The sequence below is a fragment of the Acinetobacter bouvetii DSM 14964 = CIP 107468 genome (assembly GCF_000368865.1).
Classification (GTDB): Bacteria; Pseudomonadota; Gammaproteobacteria; order Pseudomonadales; family Moraxellaceae; genus Acinetobacter; species Acinetobacter bouvetii.
Genome location: NZ_KB849727.1, coordinates 599,992 through 619,695 on the forward strand (window position 1 = coordinate 599,992; position 19,704 = coordinate 619,695).

The following is a 19,704-nucleotide window of genomic DNA, read 5'->3' on the forward strand; positions in this document are numbered from 1 at the left end:
AAAGAACGGCTATAGCCTACCGAGTTTTGGCTAAAAAGTTAAGCGCGCAAAGAAATTTCCAATACGGCAAAGCAACCATCCGCAATTCAACGCTATAAATTTTAAAAAGTTTTACCCTGAATTTTTATTTATCGATTTCAGCATTCAGCCATTGAATAAACTGCTGGGCTGCCTGTACCAAATGTTCAGCCGCTTTTTCATTATTCGGCAATTCCAGCTGATCAAAACTCAGCTGCCCATTTTGACGGATACAGCCTAAAGTCATCCGCAGCGGATGCAGCAAATGTGACATGTGAAAAGCCGCATATTCCCCCTCTATAATGCGCTGCGCATAACTGGCAGCAAGGCAGTGCTGAAATTTTTTTGACTCTTCGATAATACGTTCCACACTTTGCAGCTCCTGAAAATGCCACTGCTCAAAATACACATCAGCCGCTGCACAAAACGGTTTCCAATCGGCTAAAGAAAACTCTTTTTTTAATTTTGCCAGTATTTCCTCTTTCTGATTATTTTCGTGCCAAGCCACTGATTGCTGAAACAGCCCTGACCATGTCACAGTTTTTGGCACCGCTTTGGTTTCTGCAAAATACGCGCTTAAATAGTCCCGCACATAAGCGTCGAAAATACTTTTGCGTATTGTGCCGCTGTTCTGCACATAAAATTGCTGACGGAATACATCCTGCGGCATTTTATGGCGCTGCAGTACTGTATAGAAGTCTCTGTCCCGCTGCGTTTCGGGCAAAATAAAAGCCATCAGATCTTCTGGAAAATTCAGGGTGACTTTCTGCAAATGCAGCATGAAAGCCTGCATGACACGGCTCAAGCGCAGATAAACTTTTTTCATGGCTAAATCATCATGCTTGGCAATATTGCTGGCCAAAGCCATCCATTCATCTAAATACAGAATAGAGGGGCGGATGGCCACGCGGTGATCATCCATGGCTTGCTTAGTCCCCTGCAGCACAACCGTTTTATTTTGCGGGTGTTCAAACCAGTTCTGCTCTATCGCGATGGCATGGCAGCTTTGTATAAATAAGCGTGCGCACACATGCTGAAAATATTGCAAGACGGCGAGAATAATCTGCGGGTGCATCTGACTGCAATCCACAAAGCTTAGCGCAGTCACCGCAGTGCGGATGTTGCTATGCTGAATATTTAGGCTGATCCAATCCAAGACCTCAGCGGATTGCTTAAACAGCCAATTTACAGCGCGCTTGCAGTCAAATAACGGCAGCAGCGCTGCCTTCTTTTGCCAAATCCGGTGGTTTGCCGTTAAGAAATACTGCTTAGACAGCAGGTCAGAACGGTGCCACACTTCACGATTCATCAAGCGCACAAAACCTAAAAGATGCGGCTGTTCCTTGGCATGCAGATAGAGCAAACGGATATCATCTTCCAGCTCTATCAGTTCATTCAGATTAAATTGCTCGCGATAGAACAGCGATACAATTCGATAAACTGAAGGATCTAAAAATTGCGCAGCGCTGAAGCAAAACTCATCAAAACTTTCCATTAATGGCTGCAAAGGCAGAAAATCATGCGCCAAGACCGTATCTAAGCGGCACAGCTGTTGAAAACACTGCAAAATATTTTTATCTATGGGCGTTTGATCAACCAAAGAATTCTGAACCGCCGGCACATGATAAAATTGTAAATCCATCATCAGCTGATCGGTAAACTGCGCTTGAGACGGATTCATGCGCTGCAGCGCCGCGGTCAGCTTTTGTTCCCCCAATACCCGATTGAAAATATCATCAGCCAAGATCTCTCTTAACTGCTGCGCTTTCCCGCGTAAAAAAAGCGGATGCTGCGCTTTTAAATCACCAGTTTGAAAATGAATATCTTGCAGAAAAAAATCTTCCAGCTGTTCCGACTTGTGATGCTGATAATCAAAATTGCTGCGGACCAAACTGTCAGCTGCATATTCTGCAGCGGGCTGAGGTGTGAAAAACTGAATATCAAAAAATGGATATGCAATGTGAATTCGGCGCTGTTCTTGATTGATTTTAAACAGCTGATGCGCAGTGATTTGAGACGCTAAATCCTGCTGATCCTGAATCAAATAACTCAGCTCAGGAGAAATGCGCAAAAGCTGCTGCGCAGCATTCGCCAATTCGGAAACTGACCGCTCCTTGTGCATAACGCCTCCTGCATCTTCAATGCACTTTCAATTTACCCAATATAATCAAACTAAATCAATGCCTCTATACTTTTTATCTAATTTTGGTCTCAAGCGCCGCCGCTGGCGCACGTCTTCAAGAAAAGTCTTTATGCGCTACCCATGATGAACAGCCAGGAAAAATGACTTTGCTAATTTTTTACAGCTTATCAGCCCTGCCGTTTCTTAATTCTTTTAAGTCGTCTAATGAATAGTAAATTGCTTGCTGAATTTGCAATCTGAAAGCGCTCAACTGTTCCATGTTTTCAATCTGCTTGAGGCTTTGCCGTGGCATAAACTGAAAATAAAACGGTATCCGCTTCGGAATCAGGTGGCTCGGCAATGACGGAATGACATCGCCATGACGCAGCAGTTTGCCTAGCTTAGGAATTTTCAGCAATTTCTGAAAGTATTTATTTTGAACAATATGGTTAGCATCAAAACCCAAATCAAAAACTTCATCACCGCCTAAGGCCGCAAAAGGCACAATGTCATAGCCAAACTCTTGCGCGAGTTTTAAAAAACCATAACGCTCTTTCCATATCAACTGATAGGCTTCGCCTTTACGTTTCAGCACTTCACGGCCCCCGCCCGGAAAAACCAGGATGGAATACCCCTGTGCCATTAAAGTTCTCGCATACTCCCGCACGCCATCCACAGCGCCAAACTTTTTGACAATACTGCGCCAAACCGGCAAATAAAAATGGCTATGGTCAGCCAAGCTCACCACAGCCACTTTATGTTCATTGAACAAGTAATCAATAATCATCGGCGCATCCAGCACACCGTAAATCGTATGATTGCCGACATACATTGCAGGCTTAGATGCGTCTAAATGCTCCGCGCCTAAAAATGTTGGCCTGAAATACAGTTTGGATAAAGCACTAACGCGCTTTATCCATTTTGCATCATGCTCAACCTGCAATGCTGTTTTCCTTAAGCTGCAACGTGTTTTTGCACAAGGATTGAACCCACAGAATAGCCCGCGCCAAAGGAACACAATACGCCAAATTCACCGTCATCCACTTGGTCTGCGGTACGGTGCAATGCAATAATGACACCTGCTGAAGAAGTATTGGCAAATTCATCTAAAATAATCGGCACAAGGTCCGGCTGTGCATTTTCTTTACCCACCACCAGTTTTAAAATGAGTTCATTCATGCTGGCATTGGCTTGATGCAGCCAGAAACGCTTCACGCTTTGCGGCGCAATTTCGTTTTTCTCAAGCTGCTTGGTAATCATTTTGGCAACCAGCGGGCAGACTTCTTTAAACACTTTGCGCCCGTCTTGACGGAAGCGGTTGTTGTCAATATCCGCATCCACTTCACTCAGATTCAAGTAACCGAAGTTGTTGCGGATATTGTTAGAAAACTGCGTAAACAGGCTGAAATCCAGCACCTCAAAGCCCGTCTTAGTTTCTGTGTCTTCAATAATCGAAGCTGTAGCAACATCACCGAAGATGAAGTGGCAGTCTCGCGAACGGAAGTCTGTATGGCCAGAAGTAATTTCCACATTTACCAATAATACGCGGCGGGCGCCAGCCTTAATGGCGTCATACGCCTGCTTAATGCCGAAAGTTGCTGCAGAGCATGCAACATTCATATCGTAAGCATAGCCTTCAATGCCAAGCGCTGTTTGAATCTCAATGGCTACAGCTGGATATGCGCGCTGAATATTTGAGCAAGACAGAATCACGACATCAATATCAGCCGCAGTGACGCCTGCATTTTCCATCGCTTGCTTCGCTGCGGCAACGCCCCATTCGGCTTGAATAGACAACTCGTCATTGGAACGCACATGCAACAGCGGACGCAGGCGTTTTGGATCTAAAATACCGGTCTTTTCCGCCACGTAGCGCCGCTTTACGCCAGACGCTTTTTCAATGAACTCTGCGCTAGATCCGCGGCGCGCTTCTAATTCGCCTGAGGCGATTTTTTCAGCATTCTCTGAGTTGTACTGTTCCACATAGGCATTTAAACCTTCAACTAACTCTTCGTTGGTAATAACATCTTCTGGATGATATAAGCCAGTACCTGTAATGCGGATGCCCATGTAAAACTCCTGTTTCAAATTACCTGTATTTTAATTGATTCCAAGTTTTTCCCATGCTTTCTGCAAGCGGGAAGGAGAAATCGGCATCTTGGTTTTCATCGGCTGGGAGAATAAAGAGATACGCAACTCCTCGACCATGAAATACAATTCTTTAAGGCGAGTGTCATTTTTAAACTTAAATAATTTTTCCATCCACGGATCTACTTGATCAATGGCAGAATTGTCCCTTTGAAGGTTATTTGGTAAGCGCTCCAAACGCAAGACCAAGGCTTTTAAATAACGCGGAAATTCTTGCCAAATATCGGAAGATTTGACATAGACAAAATCCGAAAGGCTCATTAAGTCAAGCTGATCTTCGACATCATCAATATTTTTTCCAAACACAGAATCGTCTAAAACCAGCAGTTTGCGCCGTATATCCTGCCATTGAATGAAGATATCGCTGAGCATTGCCAAAGCGTTTTGCCCATGCGTTAAGAAAGATTTTTTTACATTTAAAACCAAGTTTTGGTATTCATTAATATTGACAGGAAGCTCATTTATTGCCATCTGCAGTGTGGCATAAACTAACATTTGCTCTAATTTAGCTCGGTCGCCCAGCGAAGAATAAGCCAATGCCAGCGGTTTTGAAATCTGTTTTTTCAGCTGGCGCACGAGGTCGCCCAGCTGCAAATGCACTAAACGGATGACCCCTTCACGGTGCTGCTTCACCGCTTCAAATTGATCATTAAAGGTTTGAATCACGACGCCCGATTCATCTTTTTGCTCCAGTGAAGCAAAATCTTTCACAGGTACAAGCGCCTGATACTGCTTCACCACCACACCCGTGACTTTTTGCGATGCTTCAAAAACAAAGTTTTCAGGGAAAGTCTGGAACTCCCCTTTCAATTGCTTGACTGGACTGTGAGTCTCTGTGCGGCAGCGCGCTTTTAACTCCGATAAATCACGGCCTTGTTCAATCACACGGCCCTTTTCATCGATTACTTTAATCAGCGGCAATAAATATTGTTCAACCCGCTCAAAGCTGAAATCTTTTTCAGTAATTTGTTCGCCACGCAGCTGGAAGGCTAAAAAACTAAAAATATGCTGCTGCAGATGCACCGCATCTATTCGCTCAGACAGCTTCCGTGCAGTATCTGGGATAGGCACCAAGTGACGCCGCTTATCTTTAGGCAGCGCTTTGAGTAAGGCTTCAATTAAATCCTGACGCCAGCCGGGAATGCCCCACGACCAGATATTTTCATCTACCTGCGGCAGCGCCTGAACTGGAATTTTCATAGTTGCGCCATCTTCATCATGGCTTGGATCAAAACGGTAACTGGCAGCTAAACGCAACTCGCCATTGCGCAAATAATCAGGAAACTGCTGCGTGGCTGGGCGGTCATTCAGCCACAGCGCATCATCATCGACAAATAAATAGCGCGGCTCTTTAGACTCAACCGTAGCGCGCCAATCCTCAAACGAACGGCGGCTGGCCACCTCTTCCGGCACTTTAGACGCGTAGAATTGGTAAATGGTTTCTTCATCCACCACCAAGTCACGCCGGCGCAGCTTATCTTCTACCCGCTCAACTTCTTCCAGTTTCAGCAAATTGTGCTGCAAAAATGGCGGTGAAATTCCAAGATTCCCAGTCGTCAGCGCATCACGAAGGAAAATTTCATGCGCCGCAGGCTGATCCACTTTTTCGTAATTGATCTGACGTTTCGGCTCAATAATTAAGCCAAACAATGAGATTTGATCATAGGCATTCACCACCCCGGCTTTTTTCGACCAATGCGGTTCAAAATAGTGATGCTTCAGCAAATCGCCTGCGGCAAGCAAAATCCACTCAGGTTCAATTTTAGCCAAAGTCCGCAAATACACTTGAGACGTCTCAACCATTTCAAAAGCCATCACCCAGGGGGTATTACTCTTGTGCAGAGTCGAGGCCGGAAATACCCGGGCCTTTTGCTGGCGCACCGCCATAAAGACATTGCGCTCATCGGTCTTATTGGCAATAAACGACAATAAGCCTGTAAGCAAAGCGCGATGCAGATTTTCATAGTTGGCTTTCTTTTCATTAAATGAAAGCTTTAAGCCTTTTGCCAAATCGACCAGCTGTTCATGGGTTTTTTTCCATTCCCGCAACCGCAGCCAGCTTAAAAAGTGATTGCGTGCAAATGTGCGGCGTTTGTTTTCACTCATGTCACGGTTGGCAACCAAGGCTTCCCAAAGCTTAAGATAGAACAGAAAATCTGAATCTTCTTCGCGGAATAAAGCATGCTTTTGATCGGCCTGCATTTGCTTATCCGCAGGGCGTTCACGCGGGTCTTGCACCGCCAAAGCCGCGACAATCACCAAAACTTCATTCAGCACGCCAAAATGCGCGCCGCCTAAAATCATCCGTGACAAACGCGGGTCAATCGGCATTTTCGCCATTTGCTGACCGATTTTGGTTAAAGCGCCATCATTATTATTGGAGTGCCGCTGACTATTTTTTGATGAACTTTGTGCACTCGCTTGATCTGCTTTTGCTGATTTTTCTTTTAAAGCGCCCAGTTCAATTAAAAGCTTACGGCCATCATTGACTAAGCGATGATCAGGCGGCTCAATAAAGTCAAAGTCTTCTAAAGTTCCCAAACCCAAACTTTGCATTTGCAAAATAACCGAAGCCAAGTTGGTCCGCTTAATTTCAGGTTCGGTGAATTCAGGGCGGCTTTGGAAATCGTCTTCGCTATACAGGCGGATACAGACACCTGGGGCAATACGGCCGCATCGCCCTTTACGCTGATTGGCTGCCGCTTGCGAGATGGCTTCAATCGGCAGGCGCTGCACCCGGGAACGGTAGTTGTAGCGGGAAATACGGGCGAAACCGCTGTCAATCACGTAACGGATATTGGGTACGGTTAAAGCCGTTTCCGCAACGTTAGTCGCAATAATAATACGCCGCCCGCCGCCGGTGGGATTAAAGATTTTTTGCTGTTCTGCAAGGGCTAAACGCGCATACAGCGGCAAGACTTCAGTATGGCGCGGGCCATGCTTAATTAAAGTCTCTTGCAGTTCACGGATTTCCTGTTCCGTACTGGCGAAAATGAGGGTATCCGCATATTCAGGATGGCCTTTTTCCTGTGCGTCCCGGAAGCATTCTTCGACAGCCTGTACAACAGCGCGCGGCAGATTTTCCTCAAAATCATCAAACTCATCGTCATCACTGCCGCCGATATTCAGTTCTGAAATCGGACGGTAACGCAGTTCTACAGGAAAGCTGCGGCCTTCTACTTCAAAAATCGGCGCGCCATGAAAGTAATTGCTGAAACGGTTTACATCGAGTGTTGCAGACGTGATGATGACTTTTAAATCTTTGCGGCGCGGCAAGAGCTGCTTCAAATAGCCCATAATGAAATCGATATTCAGCGAACGTTCATGCGCCTCATCAATAATAATGGTGTCGTATTTGGTTAAAAAGTAGTCATTTGAAAGCTCTGCCAATAAAATACCATCCGTCATTAAGCGGAGTATTGAATCCTGTGAACCCTGTTCATTAAAGCGGACTTTAAACGAAATGGATTCGCCAAGCTTTTCACCCACTTCTTCTGCAATACGCTGTGACACGCTGCGCGCAGCCAGACGGCGCGGCTGCGTATGGCCAATCAATCCGGTTAAACCGCGGCCTGCCAGCATGGCAATTTGCGGCAGCTGCGTGGTTTTACCCGAACCGGTTTCACCTGCCACAATAATCACTTGATGCTTTTGAATCGCTTCAATCAGCTTGTCTGCATATTGAGTAACGGGCAAATCTTGATTGAGCTTGATGTTTGGAATGCGCTGAATCCGCTCACGGACTTTGGCATTGGATTTTTCGAATAATTCCTGATGCTGTTTTTGATCTGCATCTTTGCCCTTTTTCAGTCGGTTTAAACGGTGAAGGTCACGCGCCATCACAAGCTGATCTACATTTAAACGACTCTGCACAGAACAAGATTCCTAATAAAAACAACAAAGCGCTATTTTACGCTGTAATGACATGAAGCGGAAGAACATCTCAGCCCCGATCAAGTAGATAAATTTTGTTTAATTTTAACTTTTTTTTAATTTAGCCTTGAATTTTAACAGCAATGGCATCATGTTCTAAGCGAAGTTGAGGAACAGATGTTTTTTTACTGGTTTTTTCATTTCAGCATCATATGGCTATGTTAAAACAGCTTTGCTGGAACGGCGTCATAAAAATGGCTGAAACGTTTAAAATCATGATTTTGATGAGATGGCATTTTGGCTTAGTTCGGTTTTTCCGATCTATTTAATGTAAAAATACCATTTCAGCAATAACAAGAAGTCCTATACTCTATTGGAAATTAAATACAAACCTCAATCATGGAGACAATGATGAGCTTAATTAATACTGAAGTTAAACCATTCAAAGCACAAGCATTCCAAAACGGTAAATTCATTGAAGTTACCGAAGCCGATCTTAAAGGCAAATGGTCAGTTGTATTCTTCTATCCAGCAGACTTCACTTTCGTTTGCCCAACTGAGCTTGGCGACCTTGCAGACAACTACGCTGAATTCCAAAAATTAGGCGTTGAAATCTACTCAGTTTCTACTGACACGCACTTCACTCACAAAGCTTGGCATGATTCTTCAGAAGAAATCAAAAAAATCCAATATGTAATGGTGGGTGATGCGAACTGGACTCTTGCTAAAAACTTCGACGTATTAATTGAATCTGCTGGTCTTGCTGACCGCGGTACTTTCGTTATCGATCCAGAAGGCAAAATTCAAATCGTTGAAATCAATGCTGGCGGTATCGGCCGTGACGCTCAAGAACTTCTTCGCAAAGTTAAAGCAGCGCAATACGTTCACGCTCACCCAGGCGAAGTTTGCCCAGCTAAATGGAAAGAAGGCGACGCAACTCTTGCTCCTTCAATCGACCTAGTTGGTAAAATCTAATCTGCATTAGATTGAAGTGATCAAAAAACCGCGCAAATTGCGCGGTTTTTTTTGCTTCACGTTAAAGTCGAGAATCCGCCCGTAAAGCTGGCTGATTCAGCTCTTCCGCTTTACATTAACTAATGCCTAAAAAGACAAAAGGCTTCGTTTCTACAAAAGATGCTGTTGCATCCCCTGCATAAGTATTGCTTTGGTCTTTGCCTAAATTCAGCATTTTTGTTTTGCCGTCTTTAAAATTGATTTTGTTTAAATCAACCCAAAACACATTTGGTGAAACAGCAGACTCAAAGAAATAAAGATTGCGCTTATGATCCACCACCGTTCGCCAGCGGGTAGATGAAATATTCGGCTCTTCTTCCGTGTTCAGGCCGAATGGAACGGAAACATTGCGGATTACACTGAATACGCTGGCTAGACTGCTGTTGGAATCAGCTTTATTTGGAATGGCTTGAATATAAAAAGAAGCGCGCGCAAAACGGTCAGCCGCACGATTCGTTCCCGGAAGGAAGGTTGTGCCGCCAATTTGTTTCCAATACTGATTTAATGCCAGCTGCTGATCGAAGGTCGGAGAATTGGTCATGACCTGATAAGCTTTGCTGTGATGAATCACCTGCTTGCCACCAATATATTCAACAATTGCACTATCGCCGCTTTTATCCGAAATAGACAAATGCAGTGTAGCAAGGCGCTTTTCGCCTGGAACTTGATCTGTAATCACATCAAATGGTTCTTTTTGCAGAAATTTTATGGCTTCATCCACAGTTGAAAAATTATCTAAAACATATTGAGCCCATAAGGAAATACTCAATTTCGGTTTTTTTGATTTTCCAGTTTGCGGATATTCAGATTCTACCAGCCACAGCAGATTCGCATTCAGGCCGGCTTCATTTACACCATCCGTAGTAGAAATATCATAGCCCGTTGCAACAACACTGCCGTATTTCGCAGTCCAGCTTGCAGATTGAGGCCCTGCCTGTCCAGTGCGCTTTACACCGCTGGGCAAAATCCAAAGATTAGTCCCTACATCAGATTTCCAATCCATAGAGCGGGCTGTCATGACATTATTATTTTCACCATGAAAAACCACGCGCGTACATGCCTCAGCCAACGATGACAGCATAATTCCAGAAGCCGCCAATACGCAGCAAATCGTCTTTTTCATACCTGAAACCTCTCTAAAACCTAAAAAATACAAATTTGTTATAAAGTCTATTGATGTAAAATATGTAAAACTGCGCAGCTATATTATCGGACTCAAGCGGTCCGAAAATTCACTCAATCTCCTATCCAGCGGTAACCTAAAACCAGCTAAAAGCACGGCTGTTCGAGTTAAACCCTTATCCAAAGCGTAAAATGATTGTTTTTCCATTCAGATTGGCCTTTATTTTTATAACATGCCCTCTGCAAAATTAATAATTGTTAAACTTTTAGATTTCTTAACATATACGGCATTTACGCCGGCTCATATATTGCCGTTTTATTGGGCCATCCGCACTTCAGCGCCAAATCATAAAAGCGGTTTTAACAGCTGAAAAACATTTAAATATTCGATTTATTTTTACAATTCTGCTACATCGCCCCACCCAGATTTATCATAAGTTCAAATGAAGCCTGCGATAGTTTCAGCAGCTGAAACATAATAATTTTAAGGGGGTTGCTTATGGGAACGCCGCTTGCTGTAAAAACTTGGAAATACAGCGCTTCTTCACGCTATCTAAAAATTTTTTACACCAATGGAACAGGTGATTTATTCCACCCTGTGCCTGAATTTATTTATAACAACATGATGCGATGTAATGACAAAATGGCCTTTGTGCATAAATATTTAGAATATGATCTTCACTTTACCCGGGTCAGCATTCAGTAATTAAATTCTTTCGCTGATCAAAATACATGCTTTGAAATTGTGCTGAATTCTAAAAGCCATCAACCATTCAAATTGATGGCTTTTACATGAATAATACAGAATTATTTTAATTGGCTGTGACCAAGAGCAATCCAGCGCCTACAGGCAGTGTGACACACATGAATTGCTTACTCTCCTGCACCAAAGCAATAAATTCCGCCACTTCGGATGCATGCGACAGCACATTATCTACCACGAGCAATCCGCCTTTCTTTTTCAATAGATTCGGCAGATACTGCCAATACTCAACATAGGCATCGCGCTCTGCATCCAGCAGAATAAAATCATATATTTCATTGCATTGCTTTAGAAAATACAAAGCATCTGCAACTTGAAAATCAACCAGATTGCGCAGCTGAAGCTGTTCTGCATATGACTGGGCTTGCTTTGTGCGCTCGGAATCAATTTCAATAGTCGTAACATGGCCCTGTGTACTTTGCGCAGCATTGGCCAGCCACAATGTTGAATAGCCGGTCGATGTGCCAATTTCCAAAATGTTCTGCGCCTGCTGGGCACGGATCAGCACAGCCAGTAGATGCGCTGACTCCGGTTCTATATTGCGGTAACGGTTTAAACGGTCTGACTGCTGTGCGTCATGCGCTTGAAATTGCTGATACAGCGCATTAACTTGCTTTAAAAATTCTTCCGGAATGCTCATCAGCCCTCCTGCCTTAGTGAATACATTTGCAACAGTAGAACAGCAATGACTATTCCACTTCCTGAATCAGCTTAAAACGCTCAACTGTTTTGCCTTCATGCTCTACCGTCTCGCTAAACATCGTTAAAGGCCGCACCCACAATGAATAATCACCATATAAACATTGATATACCACTAGCTTTTCTTCTGTTTCACTATGCGTCGCCACATTAAACACTTGATACAGCTGACCCTTATAATGCTGATAAATACCTTTTTTAAGCATAAACTTACCCAGAGATGGTGATGAATTTCTGCATAAAGCATAGCACGGAGCATTCCAGTGAACAGACAAATTCCTTTAACTTTCAAAGCAGGCTTTGCAGTAAGCAATAAATAAATTCAATAAAACGATTAATAATATAAAAACAAACTGTTTTACCTATTTATTAAAATCTCCTATTATTCACTTATCAAGTAAATATTTACTCCTTTGGAGGCGTTAGCAATGTTGGATCAAAATACTTCTGCTCAATTAAAAACTCTGCTTGAACGTTTAGAAAGCCCAATCGAAATTGTGGCTACCTTAAACGCTTCTGACAAATCAGACAAAATCAAAGAATTGGTGACTGAAATTGCCGCACTTTCTGATTTGGTGACTGCACGCTTTGACGGCACAAATTCACGTGCGCCAAGCTTCGGCATTGCAAAAAAAGGCGAGCAGCCGCGTGTCAACTTTGCTGGCTTGCCGATGGGCCACGAGTTCACCTCTTTGATTCTGGCCTTGCTTCAAGTTTCCGGCTATGCGCCGAAAGTGTCTGATGAGGTGCTGGCGCAAATCAAGGGCCTGAACTTAACGGCGGACTTTGATGTCTTTGTGTCTTTAAGCTGCCATAACTGCCCTGACGTGGTTCAGGCGCTGAACCTGATTGCGATTTACAACCCGGGCGCCACAGCAACCATGATCGACGGCGCATTCTTCCAGGACGAAGTGGAAGAACGCAAAATCATGGCGGTGCCGATGGTCTTCCAAAACGGCGAGCATATCGGCCAAGGGCGCATGACCTTGGAAGAAATCATTGCCAAGCTGGACAGCGGCGCAGCAGCCAAAGATGCTGAGAAGCTGAATGCCAAAGGCGCGTTTGATGTGCTGGTGATCGGCGGCGGCCCTGCAGGCAACACCTCTGCGATCTATGCCGCGCGTAAAGGCATTAAAACCGGGATTGTGGCTGAGCGCATGGGCGGTCAGGTCATGGATACCATGGACATTGAAAACTATACCTCTATTCAAAAAACCCAAGGCCCTAAATTCGCAGCGGCGATGGAAGAGCATGTGCGTGAATACGGTGTAGACATCATGAACCTGCAGCGCGTATCAGACATTAAAGGCGCAGACCAAACGGCGAACGGCCTGGTGGAAGTGACTTTAGAGAACGGCGCGAAACTGCAGTCCAAAACTGTGATTCTGTCGACTGGCGCGCGCTGGAGAGAGATGAATGTTCCGGGCGAAAAAGAGTACAAAACCCGCGGCGTGGCTTACTGCCCGCACTGTGACGGCCCGCTGTTCAAAGGCAAGCGTGTTGCGGTGATAGGCGGTGGCAACTCCGGTGTGGAAGCGGCAATTGACCTTGCGGGCATTGTAGAGCATGTGACTTTGGTTGAATTTGATACCAAGCTGCGTGCAGACCAAGTGCTGCAGGACAAGCTGAACAGCCTGCCAAACACCACGGTGATTCTGAATGCTTTGTCTACTGAAGTGGTGGGTGACGGTTCACAAGTGACAGCGCTGAAATACAAAGACCGCGCAACAGATGAAATCAAAACCATCGAGCTGGCAGGGATCTTCGTTCAAATCGGCTTGCTGCCGAATACCGACTTCCTGAAAGGAACGGGCGTGGAACTTTCCAGCCGCGGCGAGATCGTGATTAACGAGCGCAACGAAACCAATGTAAAAGGCGTATTTGCAGCCGGTGACTGCACCACAGTGCCGTACAAGCAAATCATCATTGCAACGGGTGAAGGCGCGAAAGCTTCATTGTCCGCTTTTGATTACATCATCCGTTCTGGTCAATAGCTTTAAATCAATATTGGCAAAAGCCAGTCTCTATGACTGGCTTTTTTTATGCTGCCGATTTTATTTTATGTCAAATCAGGGGCAGAAAAAAGTACCTGTCCGCTGCCCCCCCTTGTTTTAGACATGCTGATCAAGAGCAATTTATAAACCTTGATCTTGTTTCAGCTCCTTTTAAACTCCTGTTTCAGCGCGGCATTCTCCTGACACCTGAATCAGGTTGACTTGACTCCCAAAGATGAATGCAAATCATTTCAGCACAGCCGATATTTGTAAGAATTTTTTAAATCATGTCTGTATTTAAATATGAAAAAACATGATTTTAGAAACAATAAGGTCATTCCAAATTCACTGTGACTGATCAAGGTGACGTTCAAACCTTGTCTATCTGCATGTCATCAAATATGATAAATAATCGGTCATTAAAAGATGACTGAAAATAAAAACAACAGACGTTGTCAGGAAAACAAGGAGAAGAAAATGCACTATCAGTATCACTGTGCCTGCTGCAATAAAGTTGTTGCTTCTACTGACAAAGAATGTGCCAATTGCGGCTCTCACACGATAAAAAGCCCATACGGATTCTGGATTTTTTGTATTTTGACCTGCCTTATTGCAGCAGCCGTATTTAAAACAGTCCATGTGTACCTGCAAGATCATCAGGAAGTACCGGTACAGCAATCACTGTTTGAGGTTCTGCAGCAAGACAATAAAACGGCCGATAAATAGCAGGTATTTAATTTCGCGGTTCAGGACCAACGCCTGAAACTATTTTCAGGCTTTGGTTCATAGCATGCGCTGCATCTGCAGCGGCTTTGACTCAACACAGCGTCTTTAAGACGAAAATCATTGCATGCCATCAGTATTCTTTTTGATTTACCTGCACCCAAGTACTCAAAGTCGTTTAAAATAGCCTGCTAAACCACAGGGTGTAAATATGGTTCAATTGATTAAAAAAGGCGGCTTGCGTGAACGCGCTAACCGCAGCCGAAGCTACAAAGGCTCGGAAAATACTGAAACAACCTTAAAACCAAACCGTTACCGTACTGATGAAAAAAAAGAGGAACCCGCAGCTTCCTCTCCTCACCTTGATCCATCTGAATCTAGAGCATCTGACACCAATCAAGCGTAAAACATTTTGATGGCGTCATACCAAAGCCAAACCGCAAAGGCTAAAAACAGTCCGCCCGAGATAATATCGATATAACTGCCTGCACGCTGATACAGCACCTTAATTTTTGGCATTGAGACAATCATCATCAGCAGGCTGAAGACCAGAAACGTCTGTATCGGAATAATAAAAGCCAATTGAGTTTTTAAATCCGAACCCGCGGATGAACTCAAAGCCAAAGAAAACACACTGCTGAAATAAATCAGTGTTTTAGGATTGGATAAATTGGTCAATAAGCCCTGTATAAAATAATTCTGAGGCTTTTCAATTTCCTCTGAGCTGTCCAAAGCCACTTCTTGCTTGAGCAATTTTAAACCGCCGTTCAGCATACCCCAGCCCATTTTTGCCAAAAACAATCCGCCAACCATCATCAAAACTTGCTGAATCCATGGAAATTGCTCCACCAATACAGTAAAGCCCATCAAAGTCAGGACTACCCAAACCACAATTCCCGCAGAAATGCCGGCAATAATTTTTAATGTATTGAGCCGGGTATTCGAAGCCGCGCTTTTTGCAATAAGCAATACATCTGGCCCTGGGCTAAGCTGCGCCACAAAGTGCAGCAGGCAAATGGTCAAAAGAAGTGACATAAAGGCAGAAAAGAAATAATAAAAATCACATTATATCGCTTGTTCAAATCAAATGTGCAGGCAGATAGAATTTCGGGAATAAAAAAGCCGAATCATTTGATCCGGCTTTTCATCACTTCAAATTCATCACTTCAAAAAAATTATTTTGGATGAATATCTTTCATTTCAATTTTCTTCGCTTCCGGCGAAACTTCACGCGCTTCACCATCAATGATACTTGAATCTCGGCTGCCGCCCTGCTGATTCTGCATGTCCTGCATTTGGCGCATCATGTCTGCAAATGGATTTTGGCCCTGAGCGCCGCCCATGCCATTCATATCTCCCATCATGCCGCCCATCATTTTTTCCATCATAGCTTGCTGACGCTTCATCATCACATTCATCATGGCGGCTTTTAATGCATTTTGCACGGGCGGAATTAAAATCAGGACTGCCAGCAGATCAGAAATCAAACCTGGAACCATCAATAGAAAACCGGCAATAATCTTAGGCAAATTACCGGAAAGCGTTGGATCTGCACTCATTTGACCAGCTTGCATTTGCTGCATTTGAGGCATTAAGCCTGATGCATGCTTGCGCACGATATTCAGTCCGATGAAAAAAGCAGCAATAAACCAGAAGAACACATACCACATGCTGCCAACGAGGTCGCCCACGCCGATCCATACAAAGACTTCAAGAATTAAGCCCGCAAGGACAATTAGAAATAATTTCATGAAAACTAATCAAATCTCTATTAAATAAATAAGGTGCATCAATCAAGCGCTTAATCCGTATCAAGCTTTTTTGATCCGCTTATGTAACAATATGGGCGTTATTCAATTTTTAAAGGGTCAGCATGTCATTAATTATCGGTATTGACCCGGGTTCCCGCCTGACCGGCTACGGCATTATTGAACATGAAGGTTCTAAGCTGCGTTTTGTAGATGCTGGCACCATACGCACTGAAACGGCTGAGATGCCGGAGCGCTTAAAGCGGATTTTTGCGGGTGTAGACCGTATTGTAAAATTTCATGGACCGACTGAAGCCGCAGTTGAACAAGTCTTTATGGCGCAAAACCCTGACTCTGCATTGAAATTAGGGCAAGCGCGCGGAGCAGCCATTGCAGCATTAACTAATTTAGATTTACAAGTTGCAGAATATACAGCACGTCAGATCAAGCAATCCGTTGTTGGTTATGGCGCAGCCGATAAAGAACAAGTGCAGATGATGGTCATGAAGCTGCTGAATTTAGAGATTAAACCGCAGCAAGATGCCGCCGATGCCTTAGCCGCTGCCATCTGCCATGCGCATGCCTCTGGCAGCATGAGTAAAATGGCGGTACTGAATGCCCTTGGCGGTATGGCGCGCGGACGCAGCCGTTACAGCAGCAGACGGCGTTAGGTTTAATTCAGCCGAAACCGCCTTGATGTTCATTTAAGCGTCTGATTTTAGAGTCTGCCTTATCAAAGATATGGGGTAAAATCAGCGCACATCATTTCTTCAACAGATACTGCTGCTTCTTGGCATTGTATTGATAGCGATGCACAGCATTAACCGGCACTGCTTTCTGCTTTCCACCATGCTCTTTTAATTCTGTCCCGCTGTATTGAATTTCTATATCGTATAAGCCGTCATGTTCGCTTTTGTCTGATCCGCTGTTTAGCAACTTATACTGTGCCGTCTTATGGTAAGTTTCATCCTCACCAGAATCTTCATTATCATTGCCCAAATTCAGCGCATTTGATTGCTTCAGCGGCTGATCATCTGTAATCGGCATCACGTAGAGTTGGCTATGACTCTCACCATGACTGGATTCTGTAATTTCTTGAAGTATGCCTTGCTGTGCCGTTCCCAGCTTGCGCATATTTTTAACAATCTGAACGGGGTAATACATTTGCCGTTCATATGCTGGCGCATACCAGCCCTGATTTTCTGGCGAACGGGTCGTCAGTTGAAATTTTCCATCTAATGATTTTTTAAATAAAAAAACATCCGTCAGCTGATAGCAGGCGCCGCAATATGCAATTTCTTTACGATCCTCATCAATCACGGTATGAGTGACTGTTACAATATAGCGCTCCTCACCTTTTAAATTTTTGAACTTCTGCGCAACGTCAAATAACAGCACCTGAGATCTACCCTGATTATCCGGCAGGCTGCCAGTATATTGCTGTTTATTTTTATGTAACTCTGGAATATTCACCTGCCGGATTTGCTTTGAATAAAATCGCATCATCACAGTTTTAAAATCTAAATTAAGCAACGCAGCATCTGTTTCTGCATGCACCAATGATGCTTGAGCGGCACATAGTAACACCGCAGCAAATCCTGCATAATTTTTTTTAGTCATATTATTGATCATTTTCTATCTTTATTTTTTGCAGCAAGTCTAAGCAGAATTCTTCAAAATAGCCAATAAACCGCATAAAGCCATGCCGTTTAGTCACGAATCATTTTAAAGTCAGCAAAACCTGCATCATCCAGCTTTAATTCTGTTTGCTCAATAGAAGTAACATTGGCATGTGCAGGCCCAGCCAGACTCAGCTGAAGCATGTGATTCACGTTCAGTTCAGATCCAAGAATGACCGCCTCAACGTCACCGCTGGATAAATTCTTTACATAGCCTTTCAGCCCCAAATCCAAGGCTTGCTGTTCAAACCAGCGGCGGTAACCCACCCCTTGAACTTGGCCCTGAATCCGCAGTTTTAAAGCTTGCATAAACGGCCTGTCTTGCATCAATGCTATAGATTAACAGCGTGATATACCGCCTGCGCCATATCCTGCGCCTGCAGGCCACGCATGCCCCGCTGCGCCAAATAATCCCCTGCCAAAGCATGCAAAGTGACAATTTCATGCAAATGGATCATGTCATGAAATTGCGCTTTTAAACTGGAGATCATGCCTGCCAGCACATCGCCCATGCCGCCTGTCCCCATGCCGGCATTGCCTGCTGTGCAAATCCACAGCTCATCTTCCAAAATCAGGCTGCCTGCACCTTTCAGCACCCATTGACCTGCATATTTTTCCTGCAGAAAATGAATGGCCTGCACACGGTCTGCTTCTACTTCCTGCGTTGAGATGCCTAACAGCTTTGCAGCTTCCCCTGAGTGCGGTGTGGCATAACTGTGCGCTTTCAGCTTTTCTGGAAATTCGGCAAGGAACCACAAAGCATCTGCGTCTAAAACCGCTTCAACATCTGACTGCTGAATCAATGGGAACCACGTTTTAAATTGCTGCTCTGCCCATGCATCACGGCCTAAGCCCATACCAAAACTGACGGCATCTACATGCTCCAGCAAAGCCTGAATATCCGCGGCAGATAAGGCATTAATATCGCGCAGCATAATATTTGGCGCACGGGATAAAATTGCAGTATGGTGTTTTGCATCGCATGCACAGGTCACTTTGCCAGCGCCTGCGTGAAATGCCGCTTCAGCCGCCATAATGACTGCGCCCCCCATAGTGGCATGGCCGCCAGCAATTAAAACATGGCCATAGCTGCCCTTATGCCCAAAGGCCTGCCGCTGCGGCAATGAAATTTTATTTGGAGAAATCCGCGCAATCGGCTGCAATTTTTCATCCGCCGGAATGACATCAATAACCTGCACTTTACCGCAGAATTCTTTGCCCTGCCCCGTGAACAAGCCAGCTTTTAAGCCTAATGCGGTGAACGTATAATCCGCTTTTACTGCACAAGGCAAAGGCTGGCCGCTATTGGCTTGCAAACCGCTTGGAATATCAACAGCAATCCTCAAACCCTGCCGCCCATTAATCTTTTGAATAATGCTCTGCCAGTCAGTATTTAATTCCCGATTCAGCCCAATGCCAAATAAAGCATCTATATAGGCATCATATTCAGAAACAAATGTAAAATCTGAATAAATGGTTAACCCAGCCTGCTGCGCTTCTGCTGAAGCCAGATGCAAATCCTTCGACGCTCCCAATTCGGCCGCGTAAATATCAACACTGAAGCCCGCTTGAGTTAAGTATTTTGCCGTGAGATAGCCATCGCCAGCATTATTGCCCTGACCGCAGCAAACCGCTATGCGCTGAATGCCTTGCTCATGAAATATTGGAATTAGCCGCTGCGCAATAGTCCATGCAACTTGCTTCATTAAGCCATAAGAACTGTTTTGCTGACTAAACCAGCGCTGTTCCCATGCTTGAATACTTTGGCTATGATAAACTTGCGGCTGCATTCTTCTTCCTT

Annotated in this window: 18 protein-coding genes; 6 read left to right on the forward strand and 12 right to left on the reverse strand. The window is 44.5% G+C overall.

Annotated features, from left to right (window positions below; translation table 11 throughout):
• Positions 1-124: 124 nt before the first annotated feature.
• From F941_RS09895 to hrpA, 4 genes are all read right to left on the reverse strand, one after another.
• Positions 125-2,140: a PcfJ domain-containing protein gene (locus F941_RS09895; protein ID WP_005010716.1), complete on the reverse strand. Its 2,016-nt coding sequence runs from the start codon at positions 2,138-2,140 to the stop codon at positions 125-127.
• A gap of 178 nt (positions 2,141-2,318) precedes the next feature.
• Positions 2,319-3,083 (reverse strand): lysophospholipid acyltransferase family protein, encoded by a 765-nt coding sequence (locus F941_RS09900; protein WP_005010719.1) that lies wholly within the window; start codon positions 3,081-3,083, stop codon positions 2,319-2,321.
• A gap of 11 nt (positions 3,084-3,094) precedes the next feature.
• On the reverse strand, positions 3,095-4,210 hold the full coding sequence (locus tag F941_RS09905; RefSeq protein WP_005010721.1) for a beta-ketoacyl-ACP synthase III: 1,116 nt from the start codon (positions 4,208-4,210) through the stop codon (positions 3,095-3,097).
• A gap of 30 nt (positions 4,211-4,240) precedes the next feature.
• Entirely contained in the window at positions 4,241-8,161 is a 3,921-nt protein-coding gene (gene hrpA, locus F941_RS09910; RefSeq protein WP_005010722.1) for an ATP-dependent RNA helicase HrpA, read from the reverse strand.
• Between the two features lie 411 nt (positions 8,162-8,572).
• Between hrpA and ahpC the strand changes: the two genes are divergently transcribed.
• Positions 8,573-9,136 (forward strand): alkyl hydroperoxide reductase subunit C, encoded by a 564-nt coding sequence (gene ahpC / locus F941_RS09915; RefSeq protein WP_005010724.1) that lies wholly within the window; start codon positions 8,573-8,575, stop codon positions 9,134-9,136.
• Positions 9,137-9,251: 115 nt separating this feature from the next.
• On the opposite strand, the gene F941_RS09920 is transcribed toward ahpC, so the two are convergent.
• Positions 9,252-10,298 (reverse strand): linear amide C-N hydrolase, encoded by a 1,047-nt coding sequence (locus F941_RS09920; protein ID WP_005010727.1) that lies wholly within the window; start codon positions 10,296-10,298, stop codon positions 9,252-9,254.
• A 498-nt stretch (positions 10,299-10,796) separates the two neighbouring features.
• On the opposite strand from F941_RS09920, the gene F941_RS09925 reads away from it, so the two are divergent.
• Complete coding sequence (locus F941_RS09925) at positions 10,797-11,003, forward strand: hypothetical protein (RefSeq protein ID WP_005010728.1); 207 nt, start codon at positions 10,797-10,799, stop codon at positions 11,001-11,003.
• Between the two features lie 106 nt (positions 11,004-11,109).
• Here the strand turns inward: F941_RS09925 and F941_RS09930 are convergent, their stop codons facing one another.
• On the reverse strand, positions 11,110-11,700 hold the full coding sequence (locus F941_RS09930) for an O-methyltransferase (RefSeq protein ID WP_005010729.1): 591 nt from the start codon (positions 11,698-11,700) through the stop codon (positions 11,110-11,112).
• A gap of 49 nt (positions 11,701-11,749) precedes the next feature.
• Positions 11,750-11,965 (reverse strand): DUF1653 domain-containing protein, encoded by a 216-nt coding sequence (locus F941_RS09935; protein WP_005010730.1) that lies wholly within the window; start codon positions 11,963-11,965, stop codon positions 11,750-11,752.
• Positions 11,966-12,187: 222 nt separating this feature from the next.
• Here F941_RS09935 and ahpF point away from each other — a divergent pair, with 222 nt between their 5' ends.
• The 3 genes from ahpF to F941_RS09955 all read left to right on the forward strand — a co-directional run bounded on the left by ahpF (position 12,188) and on the right by F941_RS09955 (position 14,882).
• The gene (ahpF, locus tag F941_RS09940; protein WP_005010731.1) at positions 12,188-13,753 is read left to right on the forward strand and encodes an alkyl hydroperoxide reductase subunit F; all 1,566 of its coding nucleotides are present in this window, start codon (positions 12,188-12,190) and stop codon (positions 13,751-13,753) included.
• A 477-nt stretch (positions 13,754-14,230) separates the two neighbouring features.
• Complete coding sequence (locus tag F941_RS09950; protein ID WP_005010743.1) at positions 14,231-14,479, forward strand: hypothetical protein; 249 nt, start codon at positions 14,231-14,233, stop codon at positions 14,477-14,479.
• Positions 14,480-14,687: 208 nt separating this feature from the next.
• Complete coding sequence (locus tag F941_RS09955; protein WP_005010745.1) at positions 14,688-14,882, forward strand: hypothetical protein; 195 nt, start codon at positions 14,688-14,690, stop codon at positions 14,880-14,882.
• On the opposite strand, the gene F941_RS09960 is transcribed toward F941_RS09955, so the two are convergent.
• On the reverse strand, positions 14,873-15,511 hold the full coding sequence (locus tag F941_RS09960; RefSeq protein ID WP_005010748.1) for a LysE family transporter: 639 nt from the start codon (positions 15,509-15,511) through the stop codon (positions 14,873-14,875). The two genes, F941_RS09955 and F941_RS09960, sit on opposite strands and share 10 nt — an antisense overlap.
• A 140-nt stretch (positions 15,512-15,651) precedes the next feature.
• Positions 15,652-16,227, reverse strand: coding sequence for an FxsA family protein (locus F941_RS09965; protein ID WP_005010751.1), 576 nt, complete (start codon positions 16,225-16,227; stop codon positions 15,652-15,654).
• A 122-nt stretch (positions 16,228-16,349) separates the two neighbouring features.
• On the opposite strand from F941_RS09965, the gene ruvC reads away from it, so the two are divergent.
• Positions 16,350-16,895 carry a crossover junction endodeoxyribonuclease RuvC gene (gene ruvC, locus F941_RS09970; RefSeq protein WP_005010753.1) on the forward strand — a complete coding sequence of 182 codons (546 nt, stop codon included), beginning with the start codon at positions 16,350-16,352 and terminating at the stop codon, positions 16,893-16,895.
• A gap of 91 nt (positions 16,896-16,986) precedes the next feature.
• Here the strand turns inward: ruvC and F941_RS09975 are convergent, their stop codons facing one another.
• The 3 genes from F941_RS09975 to F941_RS09985 all read right to left on the reverse strand — a co-directional run bounded on the left by F941_RS09975 (position 16,987) and on the right by F941_RS09985 (position 19,693).
• Entirely contained in the window at positions 16,987-17,844 is an 858-nt protein-coding gene (locus F941_RS09975) for a hypothetical protein (protein ID WP_154649282.1), read from the reverse strand.
• An 89-nt stretch (positions 17,845-17,933) separates the two neighbouring features.
• Positions 17,934-18,212 carry an acylphosphatase gene (locus F941_RS09980; protein WP_005010756.1) on the reverse strand — a complete coding sequence of 93 codons (279 nt, stop codon included), beginning with the start codon at positions 18,210-18,212 and terminating at the stop codon, positions 17,934-17,936.
• Between the two features lie 23 nt (positions 18,213-18,235).
• Positions 18,236-19,693 (reverse strand): bifunctional ADP-dependent NAD(P)H-hydrate dehydratase/NAD(P)H-hydrate epimerase, encoded by a 1,458-nt coding sequence (locus tag F941_RS09985; protein ID WP_005010760.1) that lies wholly within the window; start codon positions 19,691-19,693, stop codon positions 18,236-18,238.
• Between the last annotated feature and the right edge of the window lie 11 nt (positions 19,694-19,704).

What these genes read in the sequence shown, in the direction of transcription:
- F941_RS09895 (WP_005010716.1), bottom strand. Translation starts at nt 2,140, where the DNA reads ATGCACAAGGAGCGGTCAGTTTCCGAATTGGCGAATGCTGCGCAGCAG.
- F941_RS09905 (WP_005010721.1), bottom strand. Translation starts at nt 4,210, where the DNA reads ATGGGCATCCGCATTACAGGTACTGGCTTATATCATCCAGAAGATGTT.
- ahpC (WP_005010724.1), top strand. Translation starts at nt 8,573, where the DNA reads ATGAGCTTAATTAATACTGAAGTTAAACCATTCAAAGCACAAGCATTC.
- F941_RS09920 (WP_005010727.1), bottom strand. Translation starts at nt 10,298, where the DNA reads ATGAAAAAGACGATTTGCTGCGTATTGGCGGCTTCTGGAATTATGCTG.
- F941_RS09925 (WP_005010728.1), top strand. Translation starts at nt 10,797, where the DNA reads ATGGGAACGCCGCTTGCTGTAAAAACTTGGAAATACAGCGCTTCTTCA.
- F941_RS09930 (WP_005010729.1), bottom strand. Translation starts at nt 11,700, where the DNA reads ATGAGCATTCCGGAAGAATTTTTAAAGCAAGTTAATGCGCTGTATCAG.
- F941_RS09935 (WP_005010730.1), bottom strand. Translation starts at nt 11,965, where the DNA reads ATGCTTAAAAAAGGTATTTATCAGCATTATAAGGGTCAGCTGTATCAA.
- ahpF (WP_005010731.1), top strand. Translation starts at nt 12,188, where the DNA reads ATGTTGGATCAAAATACTTCTGCTCAATTAAAAACTCTGCTTGAACGT.
- F941_RS09950 (WP_005010743.1), top strand. Translation starts at nt 14,231, where the DNA reads ATGCACTATCAGTATCACTGTGCCTGCTGCAATAAAGTTGTTGCTTCT.
- F941_RS09955 (WP_005010745.1), top strand. Translation starts at nt 14,688, where the DNA reads ATGGTTCAATTGATTAAAAAAGGCGGCTTGCGTGAACGCGCTAACCGC.
- F941_RS09960 (WP_005010748.1), bottom strand. Translation starts at nt 15,511, where the DNA reads ATGTCACTTCTTTTGACCATTTGCCTGCTGCACTTTGTGGCGCAGCTT.
- F941_RS09965 (WP_005010751.1), bottom strand. Translation starts at nt 16,227, where the DNA reads ATGAAATTATTTCTAATTGTCCTTGCGGGCTTAATTCTTGAAGTCTTT.
- ruvC (WP_005010753.1), top strand. Translation starts at nt 16,350, where the DNA reads ATGTCATTAATTATCGGTATTGACCCGGGTTCCCGCCTGACCGGCTAC.
- F941_RS09975 (WP_154649282.1), bottom strand. Translation starts at nt 17,844, where the DNA reads ATGACTAAAAAAAATTATGCAGGATTTGCTGCGGTGTTACTATGTGCC.
- F941_RS09980 (WP_005010756.1), bottom strand. Translation starts at nt 18,212, where the DNA reads ATGCAAGCTTTAAAACTGCGGATTCAGGGCCAAGTTCAAGGGGTGGGT.
- F941_RS09985 (WP_005010760.1), bottom strand. Translation starts at nt 19,693, where the DNA reads ATGCAGCCGCAAGTTTATCATAGCCAAAGTATTCAAGCATGGGAACAG.